Genomic DNA, 19,837 nt, shown 5'->3' with positions numbered 1-19,837 from the left:
GTAGAGATTAATCGCGGAAGTTCTTGAACTGGAACGGCTGCCCCAGATCGCCGCCGCGCACCAGCGCCATCACGCTCTGCAAATCGTCGCGTGACTTGCCGGTCACCCGCACTTCTTCGCCCTGGATCTGCGCCTGCACCTTCAGCTTGCTGTCTTTGATCAGCTTGACGATTTTCTTCGCCACAGAGGTTTCAATCCCCTGCTTCAGCTTGGCTTCCACGCTGTAGGTTTTACCGCTGTGGGTAAACTCTTCCGGGATCTCCAGCGCGGCGCCGTCGATGCTGCGCTTGCTCAGCTTTTCGCGCAGAATGTCGAGCAGCTGCTGCACCTGGAAATCAGACTCGGTGGCAACCTTGATGCTTTGGTTTTTCTCGTTTAGCTCAAAGCTGGCCGGCACGTTGCGAAAATCCCAGCGGGTGCCGAGATCGCGGGTGGCGTTCTCAACGGCGTTACGCACTTCCTGCATATCAATTTCGGAAACGATGTCGAAAGATGGCATACTTCTTCCTCCTGAATGAGTGCCTAATAGCTTAGGCGATTTTGATGCCGAGCATGATAACCGCTTTGCCGCCTCAGACAAAATCTGCTGAACGCACGCAGGGATAGCGCTTCGGGCTGCCATAAAGCCTATAGTTAATTCACGGTAATTGAGCGGTATTCCCGTGTTTCCAAGGAGACTGAATGAAAATAACCATTCTTGGTTGCGGCGCGCTCGGACAACTGTGGCTCTCCCGGCTGTATCAACAGGGCCACGATGTGCAGGGATGGCTAAGAGTGCCTCAGCCTTTTTGCGCCGTGAACGTGATAGAGCCGGAAGGCGTCTCGTTCAATCGCAATTTGCCCACCAACGATCCGGAGCACCTCGCGCAGAGCGAGCTGCTGCTGGTGACGCTGAAAGCCTGGCAGGTGTCCAGCGCGGTCAGCGCGCTGCTGCCGAAGCTGAACCCCCAGTGCGCCATTTTGCTGCTGCACAACGGCATGGGCACCCAGGAGGAGCTGCCGCCGAACGGCCAGCCGATCCTGCAAGGCACCACCACCCACGCCGCGCGCCACGAAGGCAGCACCATTATTCACGTCGCCACCGGCATCACCCACATCGGCCCCACCTCGCCGGCCGCCCAACACCTCAGCCACCTGGCGGAAGTGCTGCATCAGGCGCTGCCCGACGTCGCCTGGCACAACAACATCGCCTCGGCCAACTGGCGCAAGCTGGCGGTCAACTGCGTGATCAACCCGCTGACGGCGCTGTACGGCTGCCGCAACGGCGATCTGCAGCGCTACCCGGAGCAGATCGAAACGCTGTGCCGTGAAGTCGCCAGCGTGATGGCGATGGAGGGCTACCACACCTCCTGCGAAGGCCTGATGCAATACGTGATGGACGTGATCCACAGCACCGCCGACAACGTTTCGTCGATGCTGCAGGATATCCGCAGCCAGCGGCACACCGAGATCGACTACATCACCGGTTACCTGCTGCGCCGCGCGCGCAGCCACGGCCTCACGCTGCCGGAGAATGCGCGGCTATTTGAACTGATTAAACGAAAGGAAAATGAATATGAGCGTATCGGCGCTGGTCTGCCTGGCACCTGGTAGCGAAGAAATCGAAGCCGTCACCACCCTCGATCTGCTGGTGCGGGCGGGCGTAAAAGTCACTACCGCCAGCGTTGCCGGCGACGGCGAGCTGACTATCGTCTGTTCGCGCGGCGTCAAGCTGCTGGCCGACGCGCCGCTGGTGGCGATCGTCGATGAGCCGTTCGACGCCATCGTACTGCCCGGCGGCCTGAAAGGCGCAGAATGCTTCCGCGACAGCCCGCTGCTGGTGGAAAAGGTGCGGCAGATGCATCTGCAGGGCAACATCGTCGCCGCCATCTGCGCGGCGCCGGCGCTGGTGCTGCAGCATCACGATCTGTTCCCGATCGGCAACATGACCGGCTTCCCGGGCCTGAAAGACCAGATACCGGCGGATAAATGGATGGAGCGCCGCGTGGTGTACGACGCGCGCGTCAACCTGCTCACCAGCCAGGGGCCGGGTACCGCGATGGAGTTCGCGCTGAAGCTGATAGACCTGCTGCTCGGCAAGGCCAAGGCGGCGGAGATCGCCGCGCAGCTGGTGCTGATCCCCGGGATGTACGATTATCGCGACAGTGAAGAAAACTGAATCAGCGATCGTAAACACGGGGCGCAGATCCGCGCCCCGTATCGCGTCAAAAACTGAGCTGGCTGGAGAAGCCCAAAACCAGACGCTCACTCGGCAGCGCGCCGGGTTTGATCACCGGCGTGCCGGCGAAAATGTCCGCAGCAAAACGCCCCTGATTCACCTGCAGGCCAATGACGCTCCCCGCCAACTGGCCGCCTTCCCCCTGTTGTTTGGCCAACTGCCCATAGTCGAATCCAATATAGGGTTGCAGCATGTCACGTTCCAGCGTCAGCGTATTGCGCAGATACCCTCCGCTGCTGCCGATCAATTTGCTATCGCCGCTAAACCCGCGCACCGTAGAACGGTCGCCGATAAACGACTTATCCTGGATCGGCTGTGCGGCGCTTGCCCATTGCCCCGATAACTCCCCGAGATAACGCAGACGATGACCAAATGCATTGAAGGGTTTCAGCATACTGCCGCCCGCTCGCAGCTGCTGTTCGGCATGTGAGCTCCCCTTCCCGACGCCGGCAAGGGCGTCGGCGGTCAGCGCGATTTGCGTACGGGCGCCATAATAAAGATGGCTGGCGCCCAGCTTCAGGCTGGTTAGCCGTGCGCTCTGCAAGGCAATCTCCGTGTCATTGAGGTAATAGCGGTAATGACGTTGCAGCAGTTGCGCATTCAACGACGTTTTCTCATTCATCCCGCGCGCCAACGTATAGTCAGCCTGCAGCCCCCAATACTGCGAACGGCCGTTATAGCGATAATCGGTGAAGTTGCCGGCGAAAGTCTGGTGATAGCGGCTGTCTCCGCCCAACGCGCTGAAGCGCCAGTATCCCCAAGGCAAGCTATAGTACAGGGCGCGGCTTTCATTGCCTTTGCCCGGCGGCGCCAGAATGCTGCGCGCCATCGACAGGTATAAAACGTCGCCCAATGCGGTCAGATTATCGAGATACAGCGCGCCGCCGGTCTGATAACGCCCCGTAGAACGAACGCCGGCGTCATCCGCCCAGGCGGTAAAACGCCAATATTTATCCTGTTGGCGCAGGATCTCGATATCGCTTTCGCCAGCTCGTTCGCCCGGAGCAATGCGGATATCGCTGATGACGCCCGGTATCCCCCCCATGTTCTCCAGCCCTTGCTCGATACTACGCAAATTCAGCACATCGCCGGCCGCAATGGGAAAAAGCGCATCGGGGCGGAAATAGGCGCTGCTGCCCGCCTGCATTTTCAGCTGACCGATGCGGCCATAATGCACACGTACCTTCAGTATCCCTGTCGGTACCTCTTGAACGTCGAGCTGCACCCGCGAAGTGATATAACCTTGCGCTATCAGCGCGTTTTGCAGCTTTTTGCGCAACCTCGCCAACCCTTTATCCCCCATACAGCGGCCACGGGCCGTATGCGCCAACTGTTTGAAAGCCGTGAGGCGTAGCGGCGCCGTCGCCGTTTCGACTTTATCGATCATCCAACACGGAGATTCGCTGATAAATATGTCCGCTTGCGCATTTTGCTCCGGCTGCGGCGACAAAACAGGAGGGGTGGACGGTAACAGTTTGCGTTGCGTATCGCCGATGAGGCTTTCCTGGCTAACGCGTTGTTTGGCCGGCGCCGGCGTGGCTTCAGCGCGGCTGCAACAGCTGAACAGCACGCCCAGACAAAGAATAAGACATTCCCTTTTCATGCTCTCTCATCCATTCCCCCACCCTTGGGTGGGGGAAACGTTTGTCACATCCAATAAGACCAACCGTAAGGCCAGCCGAAACCGCCGTATCCCCAACCCCAGCTATTCGCAGGCTTGTTGATGTCGTGGCCGTTGTTGGTGACCGCGCCGGACGTGGAGCACATCGTGCCTGAGTTGTTGAAAGAGACGCCGCGATGGCTGATATCGCCATAGGCTTCAATCCTGCCGTAGTTGCTGAAACTGGTGTCCGACAAGCTGATGGAAGAAGCGCGAGAAACGATGCTCCCGCGGTTGGTGATGGACGTTCCCTGGATCGCCGCACCGTTTTGGGCTTCGATCACGCCATTGCCGGCGTTGAACAAGCTGGTGGCGTTGAGTTGTAAAGCCTGCGCGGATTGAATGCCGCCGGTATTGTCGACGCGGGTCGCCCGCAGTGTCAGCGCGCCGTTTTGCGTTTTGACGCTGCCGCGATTGTTCAGTTGGGTCGCATTCAGCCGTATTGCCCCGCCCTCGATGCGGCCGATATTGTCCAGCTGCGTTGCCGTCAGGGAGGCCGAACGCGCACTCACGTTCTTTTCATTTTGCAGCCGGGTAGCGCTGATGTTCAATTGCCCCTGTGAAGCGATATTTCCTTGATTGACCAGCGAGTCGGTACTGATGTCGGCGCCACCGTTTTTCGCCTGAATCTGACCGCGGTTGGCGATACCGACGGAAGCGCGAGATACGTTTTGAGCGCCGTTGTCGATTTGCACGCGTTCATCACTTCCCGCGTCGGTTTGGATACTGACGATGCTGACATTGTTCAACGCGGCGCCGGCGTTGGAGCCCGCCCCATTGGCATTGCCGCTATTGACGCCTACGCCGTTTTCATTGGCGACCAGCCTAATCTTGTTGGCATACATTCCCCCCAACTCGGCGACGTCGATCAATACTTCAGGCTTATCTTTAGACGCTTCAACGCTATTGAAGCGGGATAGATCTGCCGAAACCGTTTTTTTCCCCGCCGAGACTAACAGGGCGTCCGCATGAACCGCCGCGCTGATTTCCGCCGTGCGCGCAATAACAGCCGTATAATCGACATCTCCCTTCGTCAAGCCCTCCCCCTCGACTCGAATATTGCCTTGATTAACGTGGAAGCCGTTAAAAGCGCCGTCCTTGAACTGCAAATCGGCGGTAGTTAATACGCCGTTGCGGGCATTAATAAAACCGCAACCGTTGCAGGTAATGCCGGATTTATTGGCAATGACAACATCGGCACGTTGCCCGGCGACTTCTACCACCCCCTTCAAAATACTTTTATTTGCCGAATTCACTTCATTCAGAATTACCTTAGCTGCACGACCCTCTAACTGAGCGTTCCCCGCAACGGTTCCGGCCAATGACGTATTCGCGCCCGCAAGGCTGTTATTTAAAATAGCGCCCTGAGCGCCAACGTCGAACTGCGTGTAAACGTTATGCGAGACACCGTCCGCACCCGCACGATTGATATTCACCACCGGCACCTGATTGATATGGTCAACCGATGCGCCCCCCGCCTGAGGTGCTATTTGCGCCAACAGCGGCGCGCTGGGCAACAGCAACGCCGCTGCCGACAACAGCAATGTCGTCTTATTCATTTTCATTAATCGCTCTCCTTAAATAACGTTGTCCATCCCTGCCAACCATTAACTGACGTTCAGACTAATGGCGAAAAACATTAATGGCCATAGGGATATCCTCCTTTGCAATGTGCATTACCCTGATAACCATAAAATACGAATGGCCTATGCTCAGCAAAAATATAATTTGCACAGTAAGAGAAAAAATATGCGCAATCAAATGCCAAAACACAATTTCAATAGGGAATCTGCAGATAAACACCGACAGGGCTGCCAGCGTTCGATAACAATAATATCCATACCATCAAATAAAAAAATCAATAGATATTTAATATATTGACTGAAGTGATTTTAATAAAAACAAAAGCCAAGTTAAGTGTATTATTTAAAAAACGGCGTAATAAGCAGGGTTATTTGGCGGGAAAATGCGCTTTGAAAGAAAACGGCCGGCGTCTGGCGACGCCGGCGGATAAATTACGGACGATAAACCTTCACGTTGCTGAAGCCTTGCTCCAGCAGGTACAGCGCCTGCAGGCGGCTCATCACGCCGCGCTCGCAGTACAGCAGGTAGGTTTTGCTCTGATCCAGATCGCCGAACTGGGTGCTCAGCTTGTAGAACGGCAGCGCTTTCACTTCAACCTGTTCCAGCTGCAGCGGCTTCTCTTCCTGCTCGTCGTTGGAGCGGATATCCAGGATCACCTCGTCGGCGCCGAAGGCCGCGACGGTTTCGACCTCGGTCACCTGCTCCTGCGCCTGCTCGGCGATGGAGCGGATATCGACGTTCTTCGCTTCGCTCACCACCCGGTCGAGAATGCTGAAATCGAAGTGGCTCTCTTCCTCTTCGATCTTGGCCTTGACGGCTTTCACCGTCGGGCTCTTCGAAATCACGCCGCAGTATTCCGGCATGGTTTTGGCGAAGTCTTCGGTGCCGATTTCGCGCGCCAGCTTGATGATGTGCTCTTTATCGTGCGAGATCAGCGGACGCAGGATCAGGGTATCGGACGCGTTGTCGATCAAGCGCAGGTTGGTCAGCGTCTGGCTGGAGACCTGCCCCAACGCTTCGCCGGTCACCAGCGCCTGCACGCCGTAGCGTTCGGCCACTTGCGAAGCGGCGCGCACCATCATGCGCTTGAGCACCACGCCCATCTGGCCGTCGTCAATCTTCTCCAGGATCTCACCCACCACCGGCTCGAAATCGATGGCGACGAAGCGCACCTTGTGCGAGCTGGCGAAGCGATTCCACAGGTAGTGCGCCACCTGCTTCACGCCGATCTCGTGCGCGGCGCCGCCCAGGTTGAAAAAGCAAAAGTGCACGCGGCAGCCGCGACGCATCAGCATGTAGCTGGACACGCCCGAGTCGAAACCGCCGGAAATCAGCGACATTACGTCTTCCTGGGTGCCGACCGGGTAACCGCCGATGCCTTCGAGGCGGCGTTTGACCAGCATCAGCTTGTCGTCTTCGATCTCCAGGTTTACCGTAACCTGCGGGCGGGTCAGGTTAACGCGCGCGCTCTCGATATGCTGGTTCAGACCGCCGCCGACATAGCGCTCCACGTCCTGCGAGTTGAACGCCTGCTTGCCGCGGCGCTTGACGCGCACGCAGAAGGTTTTGCCTTCCAGCTGGGCGCGGTAGGCTTCCAGCGTCTGCTCGAAGATGTGGTGGATATCGGTATAAGCGCGATCTTCCACTTCCAGAATATGGTGGATGCCGGGAATGCGCGTCAGGGCGTCGGCGATGACCGGCCGCTGGTTTTCATCTTTGGCGCGAACTTCGATATGATCCCAGTGACGGACAACCGCCAGCGTTTCATCATACTGCTTCAGGACGTTGCGAATATTGGTCGAGAGAATCTTGATAAAGCGCAAGCGCACAGATTGGCTCTTGATGGTGATTTCCGGGAACAATTTAATGATAAACTTCATGGCGGTCTTTGTTGTCAGATAAGAATTACGGCGCGGAGTATATCACCATATCGCCGCGCTCTGCGCACAAAACCACACATGAGCGCCATGATTTGCTAATCAAGATCCGCTAGGATAGGCTCTGGCGCCACGGTTCACATGATGACGTAAAAAGAAAATTATGCCGAAAAAACCAGCACAATCAGCCAGTACAGAGCAAACAGCCAGCTTTGAAAGCGCCCTCGGCGAGCTGGAAAGCATCGTGACGCGTCTGGAATCAGGAGAACTGCCGCTGGAAGACGCGCTGAACGAATTCGAACGCGGCGTGCAGCTGGCGCGTCAGGGCCAGCAGAAACTGCAACAAGCGGAACAGCGTGTGCAGATACTTCTTAACGACAGCGCCGACGACGCGGCGCTGGCGCCTTTCACACCGGATGCCGAGTAACCGACATGTCTGAGATCGCCCCAGCGGCCGCTTTTGCCGATCAACTGCAGATTTTCCGCCAGCGCGCCGATCGCGCGCTGCTGGACTTCATCGCCCCACTGCCGTTCAACGACGGCAATATGGTGGCGGCGATGCGTCATGGCGCCTTGCTGGGCGGCAAGCGCTTGCGCCCGTTCCTGGTCTACACCACCGGCCAGATGTTCGGCGTGTCGCTGGCCAACCTGGACGCGCCGGCGGCGGCGGTGGAATGCATTCACGCCTACTCGCTGATCCACGACGATCTGCCGGCGATGGACGACGACGATCTGCGCCGCGGCCAGCCGACCTGCCACATTAAATTCGGCGAAGCCAACGCGATCCTGGCCGGCGATGCGCTGCAAACGCTGGCGTTTTCGATCCTGGCCGATGCTGAAATGCCCGACGTGGCCCTGCGCGATCGGCTGGCGATGGTCTCTGAACTGGCGACCGCCAGCGGTGTAGCCGGCATGTGCGGCGGCCAATCGCTGGATCTGGAAGCCGAAGGCAAACGCGTGGACCTGCAGGCGCTGGAGCAGATCCATCGCCACAAAACCGGCGCGCTGATCCGCGCGGCGGTGCGTCTGGGCGCGCTGAGCGCCGGCGAAGCCGGGCGAGCGGCGTTGCCGCAGCTGGATCGTTACGCCGCTGCGGTTGGCCTGGCGTTCCAGGTGCAGGATGACATTTTGGACGTTGTCGGCGAGACTGAAAAAATCGGCAAGCGCCAGGGAGCGGACCAACAACACGGAAAGAGTACCTACCCGGCGTTGCTCGGGCTTGACAGCGCGAAAGCAAAAGCGTGGGATCTCTATCAGGAAGCATTAGCTGCATTAGACACTTTGGCAGCGCAATCTTATAACACAGCGCCATTGCGAGCGTTAGCCAGCTTCATTATTGAACGCGACAATTAACGTGTGACGTTAACTCCTCTGATATGAGTATCGAATGAGTCTTGATATAGCCAAATACCCAACCCTGGCGCTAGCGGAAAACCCCGAGGAACTCCGCTCACTGCCCAAAGAGAGCTTGCCGAAGCTGTGCGATGAGCTGCGGCAATACCTGCTGAACAGCGTCAGTCGCTCCAGCGGCCACTTTGCCTCCGGGCTGGGTACCGTCGAACTGACGGTGGCGTTGCATTTCGTCTACAACACGCCGTTCGATCATCTGGTGTGGGACGTCGGCCACCAGGCCTACCCGCACAAAATTCTGACCGGCCGCCGCGACCGTATCGCCACCATTCGGCAAAAGAACGGCCTGCACCCCTTCCCGTGGCGCGCCGAAAGCGAATACGACGTGCTGTCGGTCGGCCACTCGTCGACTTCGATCAGCGCCGGCCTTGGCATGGCGGTGGCGGCGGAACGTGAAGGCAAAGGCCGCCGCACGGTGTGCGTGATCGGCGACGGCGCCATCACCGCCGGCATGGCTTTCGAAGCGATGAACCACGCCGGCGACATCAACCCGGACATGCTGGTGGTGCTGAACGACAACGAGATGTCGATCTCGGAAAACGTCGGCGCGCTGAACAACCACCTGGCGCAGCTGCTGTCCGGCAAGCTTTACTCCACCCTGCGCGAAGGCGGCAAGAAAGTGCTGGCCGGCGTGCCGCCGATCAAGGAGCTGGTGAAACGCACCGAAGAGCACCTGAAAGGCATGGTGGTGCCGGGCACGCTGTTCGAAGAGCTGGGCTTCAACTATATCGGCCCGGTAGACGGGCACGACGTGCAGGGGCTGGTCGCCACGTTGAAAAACATGCGCGATCTGAAAGGCCCGCAGCTGTTGCACATCATGACCAAGAAAGGCCGCGGTTACGCGCCGGCGGAGAAGGATCCGATCAGCTTCCACGCGGTGCCGAAGTTCGATCCCGCCAGCGGCACGCTGCCGAAAAGCGCCGGCGGTCTGCCGACCTATTCGAAAATCTTCGGCGACTGGCTGTGTGAAACCGCCGCCAAAGACAGCTCGCTGATGGCGATCACGCCGGCGATGCGCGAAGGCTCCGGCATGGTGCAGTTCTCTCGTGACTACCCGCAGCAATATTTCGACGTGGCGATCGCCGAGCAGCATGCGGTCACCTTCGCCGCCGGGCTGGCGATCGGCGGCTACAAGCCGGTGGTGGCGATCTATTCCACCTTCCTGCAACGCGCCTACGATCAGCTGATCCACGATGTGGCGATCCAAAACCTGCCGGTGATGTTCGCCATCGATCGCGGCGGCATCGTTGGCGCCGACGGCCAGACTCACCAGGGGGCGTTCGATCTGTCGTTCATGCGCTGCATCCCGACCATGGTGATCATGACGCCGAGCGACGAGAACGAATGCCGCCAGATGCTGTACACCGGCTATCACTACAACGACGGCCCGAGCGCCGTGCGCTATCCGCGCGGCACCGGCACCGGCGCGGCGCTGGAGCCGCTCAACCTGCTGCCGATCGGCAAAGGCGTGGTGCGCCGCCAGGGAGAAAAGATCGCCATTCTCAACTTCGGCACCCTGCTGCCGGAGGCCGCGCAAGCGGCGGAGGCGCTCAACGCCACGCTGGTCGACATGCGCTTCGTCAAACCGCTGGACGAGCAGCTGGTGCTCGAACTGGCCGCCAGCCATGAAACGCTGGTCACGCTGGAAGAGAACGCCATCATGGGCGGCGCCGGCAGCGGCGTCAACGAACTGCTGATGGCCAAACGCCGTCCGGTGCCGGTGCTGAACCTCGGCCTGCCGGACAGTTTTGTCTCGCAGGGCAGCCAGGAAGAACTGCGCGCCGATCTGGGGCTGGACGCCGCCGGCATTCAGCGCCAAATCGAAACCTGGCTGGCGCAGTAATCGCCACTCGCGCCTGAAAAAACGCCTCCGCTCTCGGGGGCGTTTTCGTTTCCGCCCTCCGGGATCCGCGCTACAGTTACTGTCTGAGCTTTCGAATGGGAGGCAAGTATGAAGTACCTGAAACTGGGCAACACCGATCTGAACGTCTCGCGCATCTGCCTGGGTTGCATGACCTACGGCGAACCGAACCGCGGCAATCACGCCTGGACGCTGCCGGAAGAGAGCAGCCGCCCGCTGCTGAAACAGGCGCTGGAAGCCGGCATCAACTTTTTCGATACCGCCAACAGCTATTCCGACGGCAGCAGCGAGGAGATCCTCGGCCGGGCGCTGCGCGACTATGCGCGCCGCGAAGACGTGGTGGTCGCCACCAAGGTGTATTTCCCGCTGAGCAACCTGGAGCGCGGTTTGTCGCGCGCCAACATCATGCAATCCATCGACGACAGCCTGCGCCGTCTCGGCACCGACTATGTCGATTTGCTGCAGATCCACCGCTGGGATTACGAAACGCCGCTGGAAGAGACGCTGGAAGCGCTGCACGACGTGGTGAAAGCCGGCAAGGCGCGTTACATCGGCGCCTCCTCAATGTACGCCTGGCAGTTCGCCAAGGCGCTGTATACCGCCGATCTGCACGGCTGGACGCGCTTTGTTAGCATGCAGGATCAATACAACCTGATCCAGCGCGAAGAAGAGCGCGAAATGCATCCGCTGTGTACCGCCGAAGGCATCGCCGTGCTGCCGTGGAGCCCGCTGGCGCGCGGCCGCCTGACCCGCCCCTGGGGCGAAACCACCGCGCGGCTGGTTTCCGACCAGTTCGGCAAGAGCCTGTACGAGGAAACTGAAGGCATCGACGCCATTATCGCCGAGCGCGTCGCCAGCCTCGCCGACGAACGCGGCGTTTCACGCGCGCAGATCGCGCTGGCCTGGCTGCTGAACAAGCCGGCGGTCAGCGCGCCGATCGTCGGCGCTTCACGCAGCGAGCAGTTGGATGACGCCATCGCCGCGGTCGATTTGAGTTTGTCGCCGCAAGAGGTCGCAGAACTGGAGACGGCTTACGTGCCGCATCGGGTGACGGGATTTGAATAAGAGAAGCGGGCGCAAAACGGCGCGCCCGTCTGTCAGAACAGCCCGATCGGCCAGTGGTGCCCAATCAGGTAGATGATGCCGGCAGACAGCACGCCGGCGATGATATCGTCGACCATGATGCCCATGCCGCCATGCACGTTGCGGTCGAACCAGCGGATCGGCCACGGCTTCCACATGTCGAGAATGCGGAAGATAACGAAACCGGCGGCGACCCAGCGCCAGTCGTTGACCGGCAGCGCCATCAGCGTGATCCACATGCCGACGAACTCGTCCCAGACGATGCTGCCGTGATCGTGCACCTTCATGTCTTTTGCCGTGCGGTGGCAAATATAGACGCCGATGCAGATGCTGAACATCACCGTCAGCGAGTAGAGCTGCCACGGCAGCTGGATCAGCAGCAGCCAAAACGGGATCGCCGCCAGCGATCCCATGGTGCCCGGCATCACCGGCGACAAACCGCTGCCAAACCCGGTGGCCAGCAGGTGCCACGGATTGCTCATCCGCAGCCGGCGCTTGGCTTCATCCATGGGTGCCCGGCTCCGCGTTGAAATGATCGAACCCAGCCCAGTCCAGCTCTACCGCCTCATCGTCGCGATAATAGCGGATGCCTTCAGACAGCGGGCCAATTTGGCCGATACAGGTGTAGTCGGCCCCGAGGTGGCTCAACGCCACTTCCAGCGCGCCGCGGTTGATCTCCGGCACGGTGAAGCACAGTTCGTAATCTTCACCGCCCGCCAGCGCCCAGCGCAGCGCCTGTTCGGCATCGGCGTGGCTGCTCAGCGCCTGCGACATCGGCAGCTCGTCCAGCACGATGCGTGCGCCACAGTCGCTGGCCTTAAGGATATGCTTCAGATCGGAAATCAGGCCGTCGGAGATGTCGATCGCCGAGCTGGCCAGATCGCGCAGCGCCTGCCCCTGCAACACCCGCGGCTGCGGCCGCAGATGGCGAGCGACCAAATAATCGCGCGCCGTCGTTTCCGTCACCGCCAAACGATCCTGCAGGATCGCCAACCCGGCGGCGCTGTCGCCCAGCGTGCCGGTCACATAGATCCAGTCGCCGATGCGCGCGCCGCTGCGAGTCAGCGCCCGGCCGGCCGGGATCAGCCCCTGGATGGTCAGCGTCATGCTCAGCGGCCCGCGCGTGGTATCGCCGCCGATCAGCTGCATGCCGTAATAGTTGAGCTGATCGAACAGGCTGTCGCTGAAGGCCTTCAGCCAGGATTCGTTCACTTCAGGCAGGGTCAGCGCCAGCGAAAGCCAGGCCGGATCGGCGCCCATCGCCGCCAGATCGCTCAGATTGACCGCCAACGCCTTATAGCCGAGATCGGCCGGATCGATGTCCGGCAGAAAGTGCATGCCCGCCACCAGCGTATCGGTACTGACGGCCACCAGCTGTTTTTCCGGCACTGCCAGCAGTGCGCAGTCATCTCCAATGCCCAACTGTACATCCCGGCGCACACGCTTGAACCGGTCAAAATAGCGGGCAATGAGGTCAAATTCGCCGCATGCCATATCGATATTCCACTAGAAGAAATTAAGGCCGGGAATACCGGCCTTAATGTTTTACTTTTTCTTGCGAAGGGTTGGTGCCACTTTATCCAGCACCCCATTCACAAACTTGTGGCTGTCTTCCGCGCCGAAGGTTTTCGCCAGTTCGATCGCTTCGTTGATCGCCACCTTGTAAGGGACATCCTCGCGCATTTTCAGTTCAAACAGCGCGACGCGCAGCACCGCGCGCTCCACCTGGCCCAGCTCTTCGAGCTGACGCGACAGGTAAGGCGCCATCAGTTCGTCCAGCATACCTGCATTCACTGCCGCGCCGGACAGCAACTCGCGAAAATAGGCGACGTCAACATCTTTGACATCCTGCTCCGTCAGGAACTGGTGTTCAACATCGGCAAGGTCGTTTTTAGACAACTGCCAAGAGTAAAGCGCTTGAACAGCGCACTCACGAGCGCGGCGACGAGCAGCAGGTTTCACGGAATTCCCCTTAACTAAATTCAGGCTTTAATAGCTTTGATAACATTAATCATTTCAAGTGCGGTCAGCGCGGCTTCAGCGCCCTTGTTGCCCGCTTTGGTGCCGGCGCGTTCGATCGCCTGCTCGATGCTTTCGGTGGTCAGCACGCCAAAAGCAACCGGGATTTCGGCATTCATCGCAACGTTGCCGATGCCGGAGCTGGCTTCGCCCGCCACATATTCGAAGTGCGCGGTGCCCCCACGGATAACGGTGCCCAGCGCGATAACCGCGTCGTATTTGCCGGTTTTGGCCAATACGCTCGCCGTCAGCGGCAGCTCGTAAGCGCCCGGGACCCAGACAACGGTGATGTTGTCGTCAGCAACCTGACCAATGCGTTTCAACGCGTCGATCGCGCCTTCCAGCAGGCTGTCGTTGATGAAATTGTTAAAACGTGCAATTGCGATCGCCACACGGGCCTTTGGAGTAGCAACAACACCTTCGATAACTTTCATGGGCTTTCCTTAAAAATGGGTTCAATACCCCGCAGGGGGGCGGATTCTATCATATTCTTTCATCGCCTGCGCGGCGCTTTTGTAAAACCGGCGCACGGGCGCGAGATTCAGTGTTTCACCCGCAGGCGCAAACGCAGATCGGGGCCGACCTGGCGCACGTCGCTAAAGACGAATTCCGGCGCGTCGGCCAACCGCTCCAGGCCCGGCAGGTGGCACAGGCCACGGCCATTATCGCCCAACAGTTTCGGCGCGATGTACAAAATGAGCTCATCCACCAGGCTGGCCTGCAGCAGTGCGCCGGCCAGCGATGCGCCCGCCTCCACCCAGATTGAATTCACCTGGCGCTTGGCCAACAGCATCATCATCACCACCAGATCGACGCCGCCGCCGTGCGCCGGGCAGATAAACTGCTCGACGTCTTGCGGCCAGGCCTGTTCATCCGCCTGCAGGCGCGCCAGCCAGGTGGCGCCCGGCTGCTGCACCACGCGGTGCTGCGGAGTAATGCGATTTTGGCTGTCGAGCAGGATGCGCAGCGGCTGGCGCAGATTGTCGCGCGGATAGAGGCACTGCGTCTCGGCGTCCAATTCATCCCAACGCACCGTCAGCGACGGATCGTCCGCCAGCACGGTGGCGCTGGTGCTGAGAATGGCGGCACTCTGCGCACGCAGGCGCTGCACGTCCTGACGCGCTTCGGGTGAGGTGATCCACTGGCTCTCGCCGGAGGCCATCGCCGTGCGGCCGTCCAGCGACGCGCCCAGCTTCAGCTGCACGTAAGGGAAACCGGTGCGCATGCGCTTGAGGAAGCCCAGGTTGACCGCTTCGGCCTCGGCCAGCATCAGGCCGTGCCGCACCTCGACGCCGGCCTGCTGCAGCTTGTACAGCCCGCGCCCCGCCACCTGCGGATTGGGATCTTGCATCGCCGCGACCACCCGGGTTACGCCGGCGGCCACCAGCGCATCGGCGCAGGGCGGCGTGCGGCCGTGATGGCTGCACGGCTCGAGCGTGACATAGGCGGTGGCGCCGCGCGCCTTGTCGCCCGCCATGCGCAGCGCGTGCACTTCCGCGTGCGGCTCGCCGGCGCGCAGATGATAGCCTTCACCGACAATTTCGCCGTCGCGCACGATAACGCAACCGACGTTCGGATTGGGTGCGGTGGTAAAACGCCCCAGCCGCGCCAGTTCGAAGGCGCGCGCCATATAAAGTTCGTCGTGATGCATGAAAGATCCTTTAGTCTTGCAGGCGGGCAATCTCTTCGCCGAACTCGCGCACGTCTTCGAAGCTGCGGTACACCGACGCGAAGCGAATGTAGGCGACCTTATCCAGCTTTTTCAGCGCGTCCATCACCAGATTGCCCACCAGTTTGGTCGGCACTTCGCGTTCGCCGGTGGCGCGCAGTTGGGATTTGATATGATTAAGGGCGTTTTCCACGTCGTCCGAGCTGACCGGGCGCTTTTCCAGCGCTTTCAGCATGCCGCGGCGCAGTTTGTCTTCGTTGAACGGCTCGCGCACCTCATCGCTTTTAATCACTCGCGGCATCACCAGCTCAGCCACCTCGAAGGTGGTGAAGCGTTCATTGCACACCAGACACTGGCGGCGACGGCGCACTTGCGAACCGTCCCCCACCAGGCGGGAATCAATGACTTTGGTATCAACGGCGGCGCAGAAAGGGCAATGCATAACACGTCCTGATAAACGTTTTTTATAGATAAATGCAGTTTACCCCGAAGTGCAGCCACAACAAAGGGCGGCGGCCATTTGTTGCGACACGCGGCCGGGAAGCGGCGCCGATATGACTTTCCCCTCCGGGCGGACTAAGCTGATAACAGGAGATTCAGCATAGGAAATCGCCGTCATGACAACCTGTTACCCCAAAATCGCCCTGCTCGCCGCCGCCGTGTTGCTGGCGGGCTGCGCGCATAACGCCGCCGTGCCCCAGCTGCGCCATCAGGTCGCCGCGCTGAACCAGAAAGTGAGCGTGCTGACCGATCAAACCACCGCGCTGGAGCGGCAGAATCAGCTCAATCAGCACTCCGACAACGGCGTCTATCTGCTGCCGGCGGCCCGAAGCGCCGCCCGTTTGCAGAGCGGTATCGGCGAACTGAGCGTTTCGCTGAGCCACATCAAGAATGAAGCCAACGGCACGCAGGCGCAGCTGCATGTGCGCGTCCTCTCACAGGCCACGCTGCCGCCGTTCAAAGCCGTGGTGGAATGGGGCCAGTTGGACGACGCCACCGGCCGGCCGTTGACCGCCGAGGCGCTGTCGCAACCGATCGCCAGCGCCGATTCGCTGCTGCCGAAGCCCGGCCAGGACTTCGAACTGCGCTTCAGCGGCCTGACGCCGGAACAATTGGGCTATATCCGTCTGCACAGTCTGGTTTCGACCGCCCAACCGGCGGTAGTGAAGCAGCACTGACCCCCGAGGCAAAAAAAAGGAGCGCCATCGTCGCTCCTTCTCATATCGCTGAATACTGCGGTTGTTAAGGCAGAATCGAAGGCTGATCTGCGCCCTCTTTTTCCACTTTTTGCTGCAGCATGTGTTCGCGTTTCATCCCCAGCTTCAACGCCAGCGCGGACGCGACGTAGATCGAGGAGACGGTACCGATCGACACGCCGATCAGCATCGCCAGCGAGAAGCCTTGCAGCATCGCGCCACCGAAGATGTACAGCATCAGCACCACCATCAGGGTGGTCCCGGAAGTCATCAGCGTACGGCTCAGCGTCTGGGTCAACGACACGTTCATGATCTCGTAAGGCGTACCGCGGCGGATCTTGCGGAAGTTCTCACGAATACGGTCGGAAACCACGATGCTGTCGTTCAGCGAGTAGCCGATAACCGACATCAGGGACGCGACGATGGTCAGGTCAATCTCGATGTGGAACAGCGACAGCACGCCCAGCGTGATGATCACGTCGTGCGCCAGCGCGATAACCGCCCCCAGCGCCAGGCGCCATTCGAAGCGGAAACCAACGTAGATCAGGATACAGATCAACGCCACCAGCAGCGCCATGCCGCCGGTTTGCGCCAGTTCGCTGCCCACGCTCGGGCCGACGAACTCGATACGCTTCACGGTGGCGTTTTTATCCACCGAGTCGTTGATCACGCCGATCACCTTGTTGCCCAGTTCCTGGCCTGCGGTGCCGGTCGCCGGTGGCATGCGCACCATCACGTCGCGGCTGCTGCCGAAGTTCTGGATGATCGGATCCTGGAACCCGGCCTTCTCCAGCGTATCGCGCATCAGGTCGAGGTTAGCCGGCTTCTCCAGGTTGATTTCAATCACCGTACCGCCGGTGAAATCCAGACCCCAGTTAAAGCCGCGCACCGACATGGTGGCGATCGACGCGACCAACAGCAGCAACGAGATGCCGAAGGCCAAATAGTCCCAGCGCATAAAGTCGTAGACTTTACGGCCGTAGTTGAGTTGCTCAACAGTATAATCCTGTGCCACAACGCACTCCTCAGATAGACAGCTTGTTAATGCGTTTGCCGCCGTAAAGCAGGTTGACGATGGCACGGGTACCGACAATCGCGGTGAACATGGACGTCGCCACACCGATAGCGGTGGTGATCGCAAAGCCTTTGATCGAACCGGTGCCGACTGCGTACAGGATGATCGCGGTGATCAGCGTGGTGATGTTGGCGTCGACGATACTGGAGAACGCGCCTTTATAGCCCTCATGGATCGCCTGCTGAACGGACCTGCCGTTCTTCAGCTCTTCCTTGATACGTTCGTTAATCAGTACGTTGGCGTCGACCGCCACCGCCAGCGTCAACACGATCCCGGCAATGCCCGGCATGGTCAGCGTCGCCCCCGGCAACAGGGACATCACGCCGACGATCAGCACCAGGTTGGCGACCAGCGCCGTGGTGGCGATCACGCCGAACTTACGATACCAGACCACCATGAAGACGATGGACGCCACCAGGCCCCACAGACAGGCTTCCAGACCCTGGGTGATGTTCTGCTGACCCAGGGTCGGGCCGATGGTGCGCTCTTCGACGATCTGAATCGGCGCGATCAGCGCGCCCGCACGCAGCAGCAGCGAAAGCTGACGCGCTTCGTTCGGGTTGCCGATACCGGTGATGCGGAAGCTGTTGCCCAGACGCGACTGAATGTTCGCCACGTTGATCACTTCTTCCTGTTTCACCAGCACTGCACGGCCGTTGGCGTCTTTCTTGCCGCTGTCCTTATACTCCACGAACAGGGTCGCCATCGGCTTGCCGATGTTGTCCTTGGTGAAGTTGGACATGGACGTGCCGCCGGCGCTGTCCAGCGAGATGTTAACCTGCGGCTGGTTGTATTCGTCGGTGCTCGAGGTGGAGTCAGTGATGTGATCGCCGGTCAGGATCACGCGCTTGTACAGCACGATCGGCTGGCCGTCACGGGTGTATTTCACCTCGGAGTCGCCCGGTACGCGGCCGTTGGCCGCCGCAGTGGCGTCCGCATTGGTATTCACCAGACGGAACTCGAGGGTCGCGGTGGCGCCCAGAATTTCTTTGGCGCGCGCGGTGTCCTGAATACCCGGCAGCTCGACCACGATGCGGTCGGCGCCCTGGCGCTGTACCAGCGGTTCGGCGACGCCGAGCTGGTTGACGCGGTTACGCAGGATAGTGATGTTCTGCTGGACGGCGTATTCGCGCGCTTCGCTCAGACGGGCGTCCGTCAGGCTGGCTTTCATGGTGTTGGCGCCGTTGGCGGACAGCACCAGATCGCGCTGACGCGGGCCGATGTAGCTGATGGCCTGGTCACGGGCCGCATTGTCGCGGAAGCGAACTTCCACGCCGTTGTTGTCCAGCTTGCGGATAGACGCGTAAGGAATGCCCTTCTCGCGCAGCTCGCTGCGCAGGGTATCCATGGTCTGTTCCTGCAGCTTGCTCAACGCGGTGTCCATGTCCACTTCCATCAGGAAGTGGACGCCGCCGCGCAGGTCCAGGCCGAGTTTCATCGGCTCTGCGCCCAGCATGGCCAGCCAGGTCGGCGTGGCCGGCGCCAGGTTCAGCGCCACGACGAATTTGTCACCCAGCTCGGTCACCAGCGCTTCGCGGGCGCGCAGCTGAACGTCAGGATCTTTAAAGCGAGCCAGGATGGCGCCATTTTCCAGCGCAATCGACTTGCTCGCGATGTTGTCTTTTTCTAATACGGTACGGACCTGGTCCAGCGTAGTTTCACTGGCGGCGACGCCGCGCGCGCCAGTGATTTGTACGGCCGGATCCTCACCGTAGATGTTGGGAAGCGCATAAAGCAGACCGACGAGGATCACGACGATCAACATCAGATACTTCCACAAAGGATAACGGTTTAGCACGGCAATTCCCTTCGGGAAAAAAGATTACAGGGCCTTCATGGTACCTTTCGGCAGAACGGCCGCCACGAAGTCACGCTTGATCATCACTTCCGTGGTGTCGTTCAGCGCGATGGCGATGATGCCGGTGTCGGCCACTTTGGTCACGCGACCGATCAGGCCGCCGGTGGTCAGCACTTCGTCGCCTTTACCGATGGAGTCCATCAGCTTCTTGTGATCTTTAGCGCGTTTCTGCTGTGGGCGCAGGATCATGAAGTAGAAGATCAGGCCGAACACCACCAGCATAATGATCAGAGAGTACGGGCTTCCCTGAGCCGGAGCCCCTGCGGATGCGACGGCGTCAGAAATGAAAAAGCTCATTGAAATTCCCTCATTAAGTTATCAATTATT

20 protein-coding genes are annotated in these 19,837 nt (G+C 59.9%); 7 read left to right on the top strand and 13 right to left on the bottom strand.

Features of this window, described 5'->3' with window-relative positions; all coding sequences use genetic code 11:
- Positions 1-7: 7 nt before the first annotated feature.
- Positions 8-499: a YajQ family cyclic di-GMP-binding protein gene (locus tag ACJ8HH_RS00785; RefSeq protein ID WP_004940373.1), complete on the bottom strand. Its 492-nt coding sequence runs from the start codon at positions 497-499 to the stop codon at positions 8-10.
- 182 nt (positions 500-681) lie between these two features.
- On the opposite strand from ACJ8HH_RS00785, the gene panE reads away from it, so the two are divergent.
- Both panE and yajL read left to right on the top strand, forming a co-directional pair.
- Positions 682-1,593 (top strand): 2-dehydropantoate 2-reductase, encoded by a 912-nt coding sequence (gene panE / locus ACJ8HH_RS00780; protein WP_033647309.1) that lies wholly within the window; start codon positions 682-684, stop codon positions 1,591-1,593.
- Complete coding sequence (yajL, locus tag ACJ8HH_RS00775) at positions 1,556-2,158, top strand: protein deglycase YajL (protein ID WP_033647310.1); 603 nt, start codon at positions 1,556-1,558, stop codon at positions 2,156-2,158. The genes panE and yajL overlap by 38 nt, the downstream gene beginning before the upstream one ends.
- Before the next feature lie 46 nt (positions 2,159-2,204).
- Here yajL and ACJ8HH_RS00770 read toward each other — a convergent pair whose 3' ends face one another.
- The 3 genes from ACJ8HH_RS00770 to thiI all read right to left on the bottom strand — a co-directional run bounded on the left by ACJ8HH_RS00770 (position 2,205) and on the right by thiI (position 7,342).
- Positions 2,205-3,821, bottom strand: a complete 1,617-nt coding sequence (locus ACJ8HH_RS00770; RefSeq protein WP_039566995.1) for a ShlB/FhaC/HecB family hemolysin secretion/activation protein — start codon at positions 3,819-3,821, stop codon at positions 2,205-2,207.
- A 44-nt stretch (positions 3,822-3,865) separates the two neighbouring features.
- Positions 3,866-5,443 carry a filamentous hemagglutinin N-terminal domain-containing protein gene (locus tag ACJ8HH_RS00765; protein ID WP_052210563.1) on the bottom strand — a complete coding sequence of 526 codons (1,578 nt, stop codon included), beginning with the start codon at positions 5,441-5,443 and terminating at the stop codon, positions 3,866-3,868.
- 450 nt (positions 5,444-5,893) lie between these two features.
- Positions 5,894-7,342, bottom strand: coding sequence for a tRNA uracil 4-sulfurtransferase ThiI (gene thiI / locus ACJ8HH_RS00760; protein WP_033637305.1), 1,449 nt, complete (start codon positions 7,340-7,342; stop codon positions 5,894-5,896).
- Positions 7,343-7,502: 160 nt separating this feature from the next.
- On the opposite strand from thiI, the gene xseB reads away from it, so the two are divergent.
- The 4 genes from xseB to ACJ8HH_RS00740 all read left to right on the top strand — a co-directional run bounded on the left by xseB (position 7,503) and on the right by ACJ8HH_RS00740 (position 11,675).
- On the top strand, positions 7,503-7,766 hold the full coding sequence (xseB, locus tag ACJ8HH_RS00755; protein WP_015376838.1) for an exodeoxyribonuclease VII small subunit: 264 nt from the start codon (positions 7,503-7,505) through the stop codon (positions 7,764-7,766).
- Between the two features lie 5 nt (positions 7,767-7,771).
- Entirely contained in the window at positions 7,772-8,692 is a 921-nt protein-coding gene (gene ispA / locus ACJ8HH_RS00750; RefSeq protein ID WP_033637304.1) for a (2E,6E)-farnesyl diphosphate synthase, read from the top strand.
- Positions 8,693-8,726: 34 nt separating this feature from the next.
- On the top strand, positions 8,727-10,592 hold the full coding sequence (gene dxs, locus ACJ8HH_RS00745; RefSeq protein WP_033637303.1) for a 1-deoxy-D-xylulose-5-phosphate synthase: 1,866 nt from the start codon (positions 8,727-8,729) through the stop codon (positions 10,590-10,592).
- A 108-nt stretch (positions 10,593-10,700) separates the two neighbouring features.
- Positions 10,701-11,675: an aldo/keto reductase gene (locus ACJ8HH_RS00740; RefSeq protein WP_033637302.1), complete on the top strand. Its 975-nt coding sequence runs from the start codon at positions 10,701-10,703 to the stop codon at positions 11,673-11,675.
- A 32-nt stretch (positions 11,676-11,707) separates the two neighbouring features.
- Here the strand turns inward: ACJ8HH_RS00740 and pgpA are convergent, their stop codons facing one another.
- The 6 genes from pgpA to nrdR form a co-directional block, all read right to left on the bottom strand.
- Positions 11,708-12,202 (bottom strand): phosphatidylglycerophosphatase A, encoded by a 495-nt coding sequence (pgpA, locus tag ACJ8HH_RS00735; RefSeq protein ID WP_033634010.1) that lies wholly within the window; start codon positions 12,200-12,202, stop codon positions 11,708-11,710.
- A complete protein-coding gene (gene thiL / locus ACJ8HH_RS00730) occupies positions 12,195-13,187 on the bottom strand; it encodes a thiamine-phosphate kinase (RefSeq protein WP_089187009.1) in 993 nt (330 codons plus the stop codon). Before thiL ends, pgpA begins: the two co-directional genes overlap by 8 nt.
- Before the next feature lie 51 nt (positions 13,188-13,238).
- Entirely contained in the window at positions 13,239-13,655 is a 417-nt protein-coding gene (gene nusB / locus ACJ8HH_RS00725; protein WP_004940384.1) for a transcription antitermination factor NusB, read from the bottom strand.
- Positions 13,656-13,675: 20 nt separating this feature from the next.
- A complete protein-coding gene (ribH, locus tag ACJ8HH_RS00720) occupies positions 13,676-14,146 on the bottom strand; it encodes a 6,7-dimethyl-8-ribityllumazine synthase (RefSeq protein ID WP_033637299.1) in 471 nt (156 codons plus the stop codon).
- Between the two features lie 107 nt (positions 14,147-14,253).
- Positions 14,254-15,363 carry a bifunctional diaminohydroxyphosphoribosylaminopyrimidine deaminase/5-amino-6-(5-phosphoribosylamino)uracil reductase RibD gene (gene ribD / locus ACJ8HH_RS00715; RefSeq protein ID WP_043146712.1) on the bottom strand — a complete coding sequence of 370 codons (1,110 nt, stop codon included), beginning with the start codon at positions 15,361-15,363 and terminating at the stop codon, positions 14,254-14,256.
- A 10-nt stretch (positions 15,364-15,373) separates the two neighbouring features.
- Complete coding sequence (gene nrdR / locus ACJ8HH_RS00710; RefSeq protein WP_004940387.1) at positions 15,374-15,823, bottom strand: transcriptional regulator NrdR; 450 nt, start codon at positions 15,821-15,823, stop codon at positions 15,374-15,376.
- 175 nt (positions 15,824-15,998) lie between these two features.
- On the opposite strand from nrdR, the gene ACJ8HH_RS00705 reads away from it, so the two are divergent.
- Complete coding sequence (locus ACJ8HH_RS00705) at positions 15,999-16,559, top strand: DUF3251 domain-containing protein (protein WP_033653274.1); 561 nt, start codon at positions 15,999-16,001, stop codon at positions 16,557-16,559.
- Between the two features lie 64 nt (positions 16,560-16,623).
- Here ACJ8HH_RS00705 and secF read toward each other — a convergent pair whose 3' ends face one another.
- Genes secF through yajC form a run of 3 tightly spaced genes read right to left on the bottom strand, consistent with a single transcriptional unit; the run spans position 16,624 to position 19,807 of the window.
- A complete protein-coding gene (gene secF / locus ACJ8HH_RS00700; protein ID WP_033647318.1) occupies positions 16,624-17,592 on the bottom strand; it encodes a protein translocase subunit SecF in 969 nt (322 codons plus the stop codon).
- Between the two features lie 10 nt (positions 17,593-17,602).
- A complete protein-coding gene (gene secD / locus ACJ8HH_RS00695; protein ID WP_072008390.1) occupies positions 17,603-19,450 on the bottom strand; it encodes a protein translocase subunit SecD in 1,848 nt (615 codons plus the stop codon).
- Positions 19,451-19,474: 24 nt separating this feature from the next.
- The gene (gene yajC / locus ACJ8HH_RS00690; protein ID WP_004940391.1) at positions 19,475-19,807 is read right to left on the bottom strand and encodes a preprotein translocase subunit YajC; all 333 of its coding nucleotides are present in this window, start codon (positions 19,805-19,807) and stop codon (positions 19,475-19,477) included.
- Positions 19,808-19,837 lie beyond the last annotated feature (30 nt).

Origin of the sequence: Serratia sp. CY32780, from assembly GCF_052169135.1 — a bacterium.
Lineage (GTDB): Bacteria > Pseudomonadota > Gammaproteobacteria > Enterobacterales > Enterobacteriaceae > Serratia > Serratia sarumanii.
This window is presented reverse-complemented; position numbering and strand designations above follow the sequence as displayed.

Bases quoted from the DNA above. Each gene is read 5' to 3' on its own strand.
- ACJ8HH_RS00785 (WP_004940373.1), bottom strand. From the start codon at position 499: ATGCCATCTTTCGACATCGTTTCCGAAATTGATATGCAGGAAGTGCGT.
- panE (WP_033647309.1), top strand. From the start codon at position 682: ATGAAAATAACCATTCTTGGTTGCGGCGCGCTCGGACAACTGTGGCTC.
- yajL (WP_033647310.1), top strand. From the start codon at position 1,556: ATGAGCGTATCGGCGCTGGTCTGCCTGGCACCTGGTAGCGAAGAAATC.
- ACJ8HH_RS00770 (WP_039566995.1), bottom strand. From the start codon at position 3,821: ATGAAAAGGGAATGTCTTATTCTTTGTCTGGGCGTGCTGTTCAGCTGT.
- ACJ8HH_RS00765 (WP_052210563.1), bottom strand. From the start codon at position 5,443: ATGAAAATGAATAAGACGACATTGCTGTTGTCGGCAGCGGCGTTGCTG.
- thiI (WP_033637305.1), bottom strand. From the start codon at position 7,342: ATGAAGTTTATCATTAAATTGTTCCCGGAAATCACCATCAAGAGCCAA.
- xseB (WP_015376838.1), top strand. From the start codon at position 7,503: ATGCCGAAAAAACCAGCACAATCAGCCAGTACAGAGCAAACAGCCAGC.
- ispA (WP_033637304.1), top strand. From the start codon at position 7,772: ATGTCTGAGATCGCCCCAGCGGCCGCTTTTGCCGATCAACTGCAGATT.
- dxs (WP_033637303.1), top strand. From the start codon at position 8,727: ATGAGTCTTGATATAGCCAAATACCCAACCCTGGCGCTAGCGGAAAAC.
- ACJ8HH_RS00740 (WP_033637302.1), top strand. From the start codon at position 10,701: ATGAAGTACCTGAAACTGGGCAACACCGATCTGAACGTCTCGCGCATC.
- pgpA (WP_033634010.1), bottom strand. From the start codon at position 12,202: ATGGATGAAGCCAAGCGCCGGCTGCGGATGAGCAATCCGTGGCACCTG.
- thiL (WP_089187009.1), bottom strand. From the start codon at position 13,187: ATGGCATGCGGCGAATTTGACCTCATTGCCCGCTATTTTGACCGGTTC.
- ribH (WP_033637299.1), bottom strand. From the start codon at position 14,146: ATGAAAGTTATCGAAGGTGTTGTTGCTACTCCAAAGGCCCGTGTGGCG.
- ribD (WP_043146712.1), bottom strand. From the start codon at position 15,363: ATGCATCACGACGAACTTTATATGGCGCGCGCCTTCGAACTGGCGCGG.
- nrdR (WP_004940387.1), bottom strand. From the start codon at position 15,823: ATGCATTGCCCTTTCTGCGCCGCCGTTGATACCAAAGTCATTGATTCC.
- ACJ8HH_RS00705 (WP_033653274.1), top strand. From the start codon at position 15,999: ATGACAACCTGTTACCCCAAAATCGCCCTGCTCGCCGCCGCCGTGTTG.
- yajC (WP_004940391.1), bottom strand. From the start codon at position 19,807: ATGAGCTTTTTCATTTCTGACGCCGTCGCATCCGCAGGGGCTCCGGCT.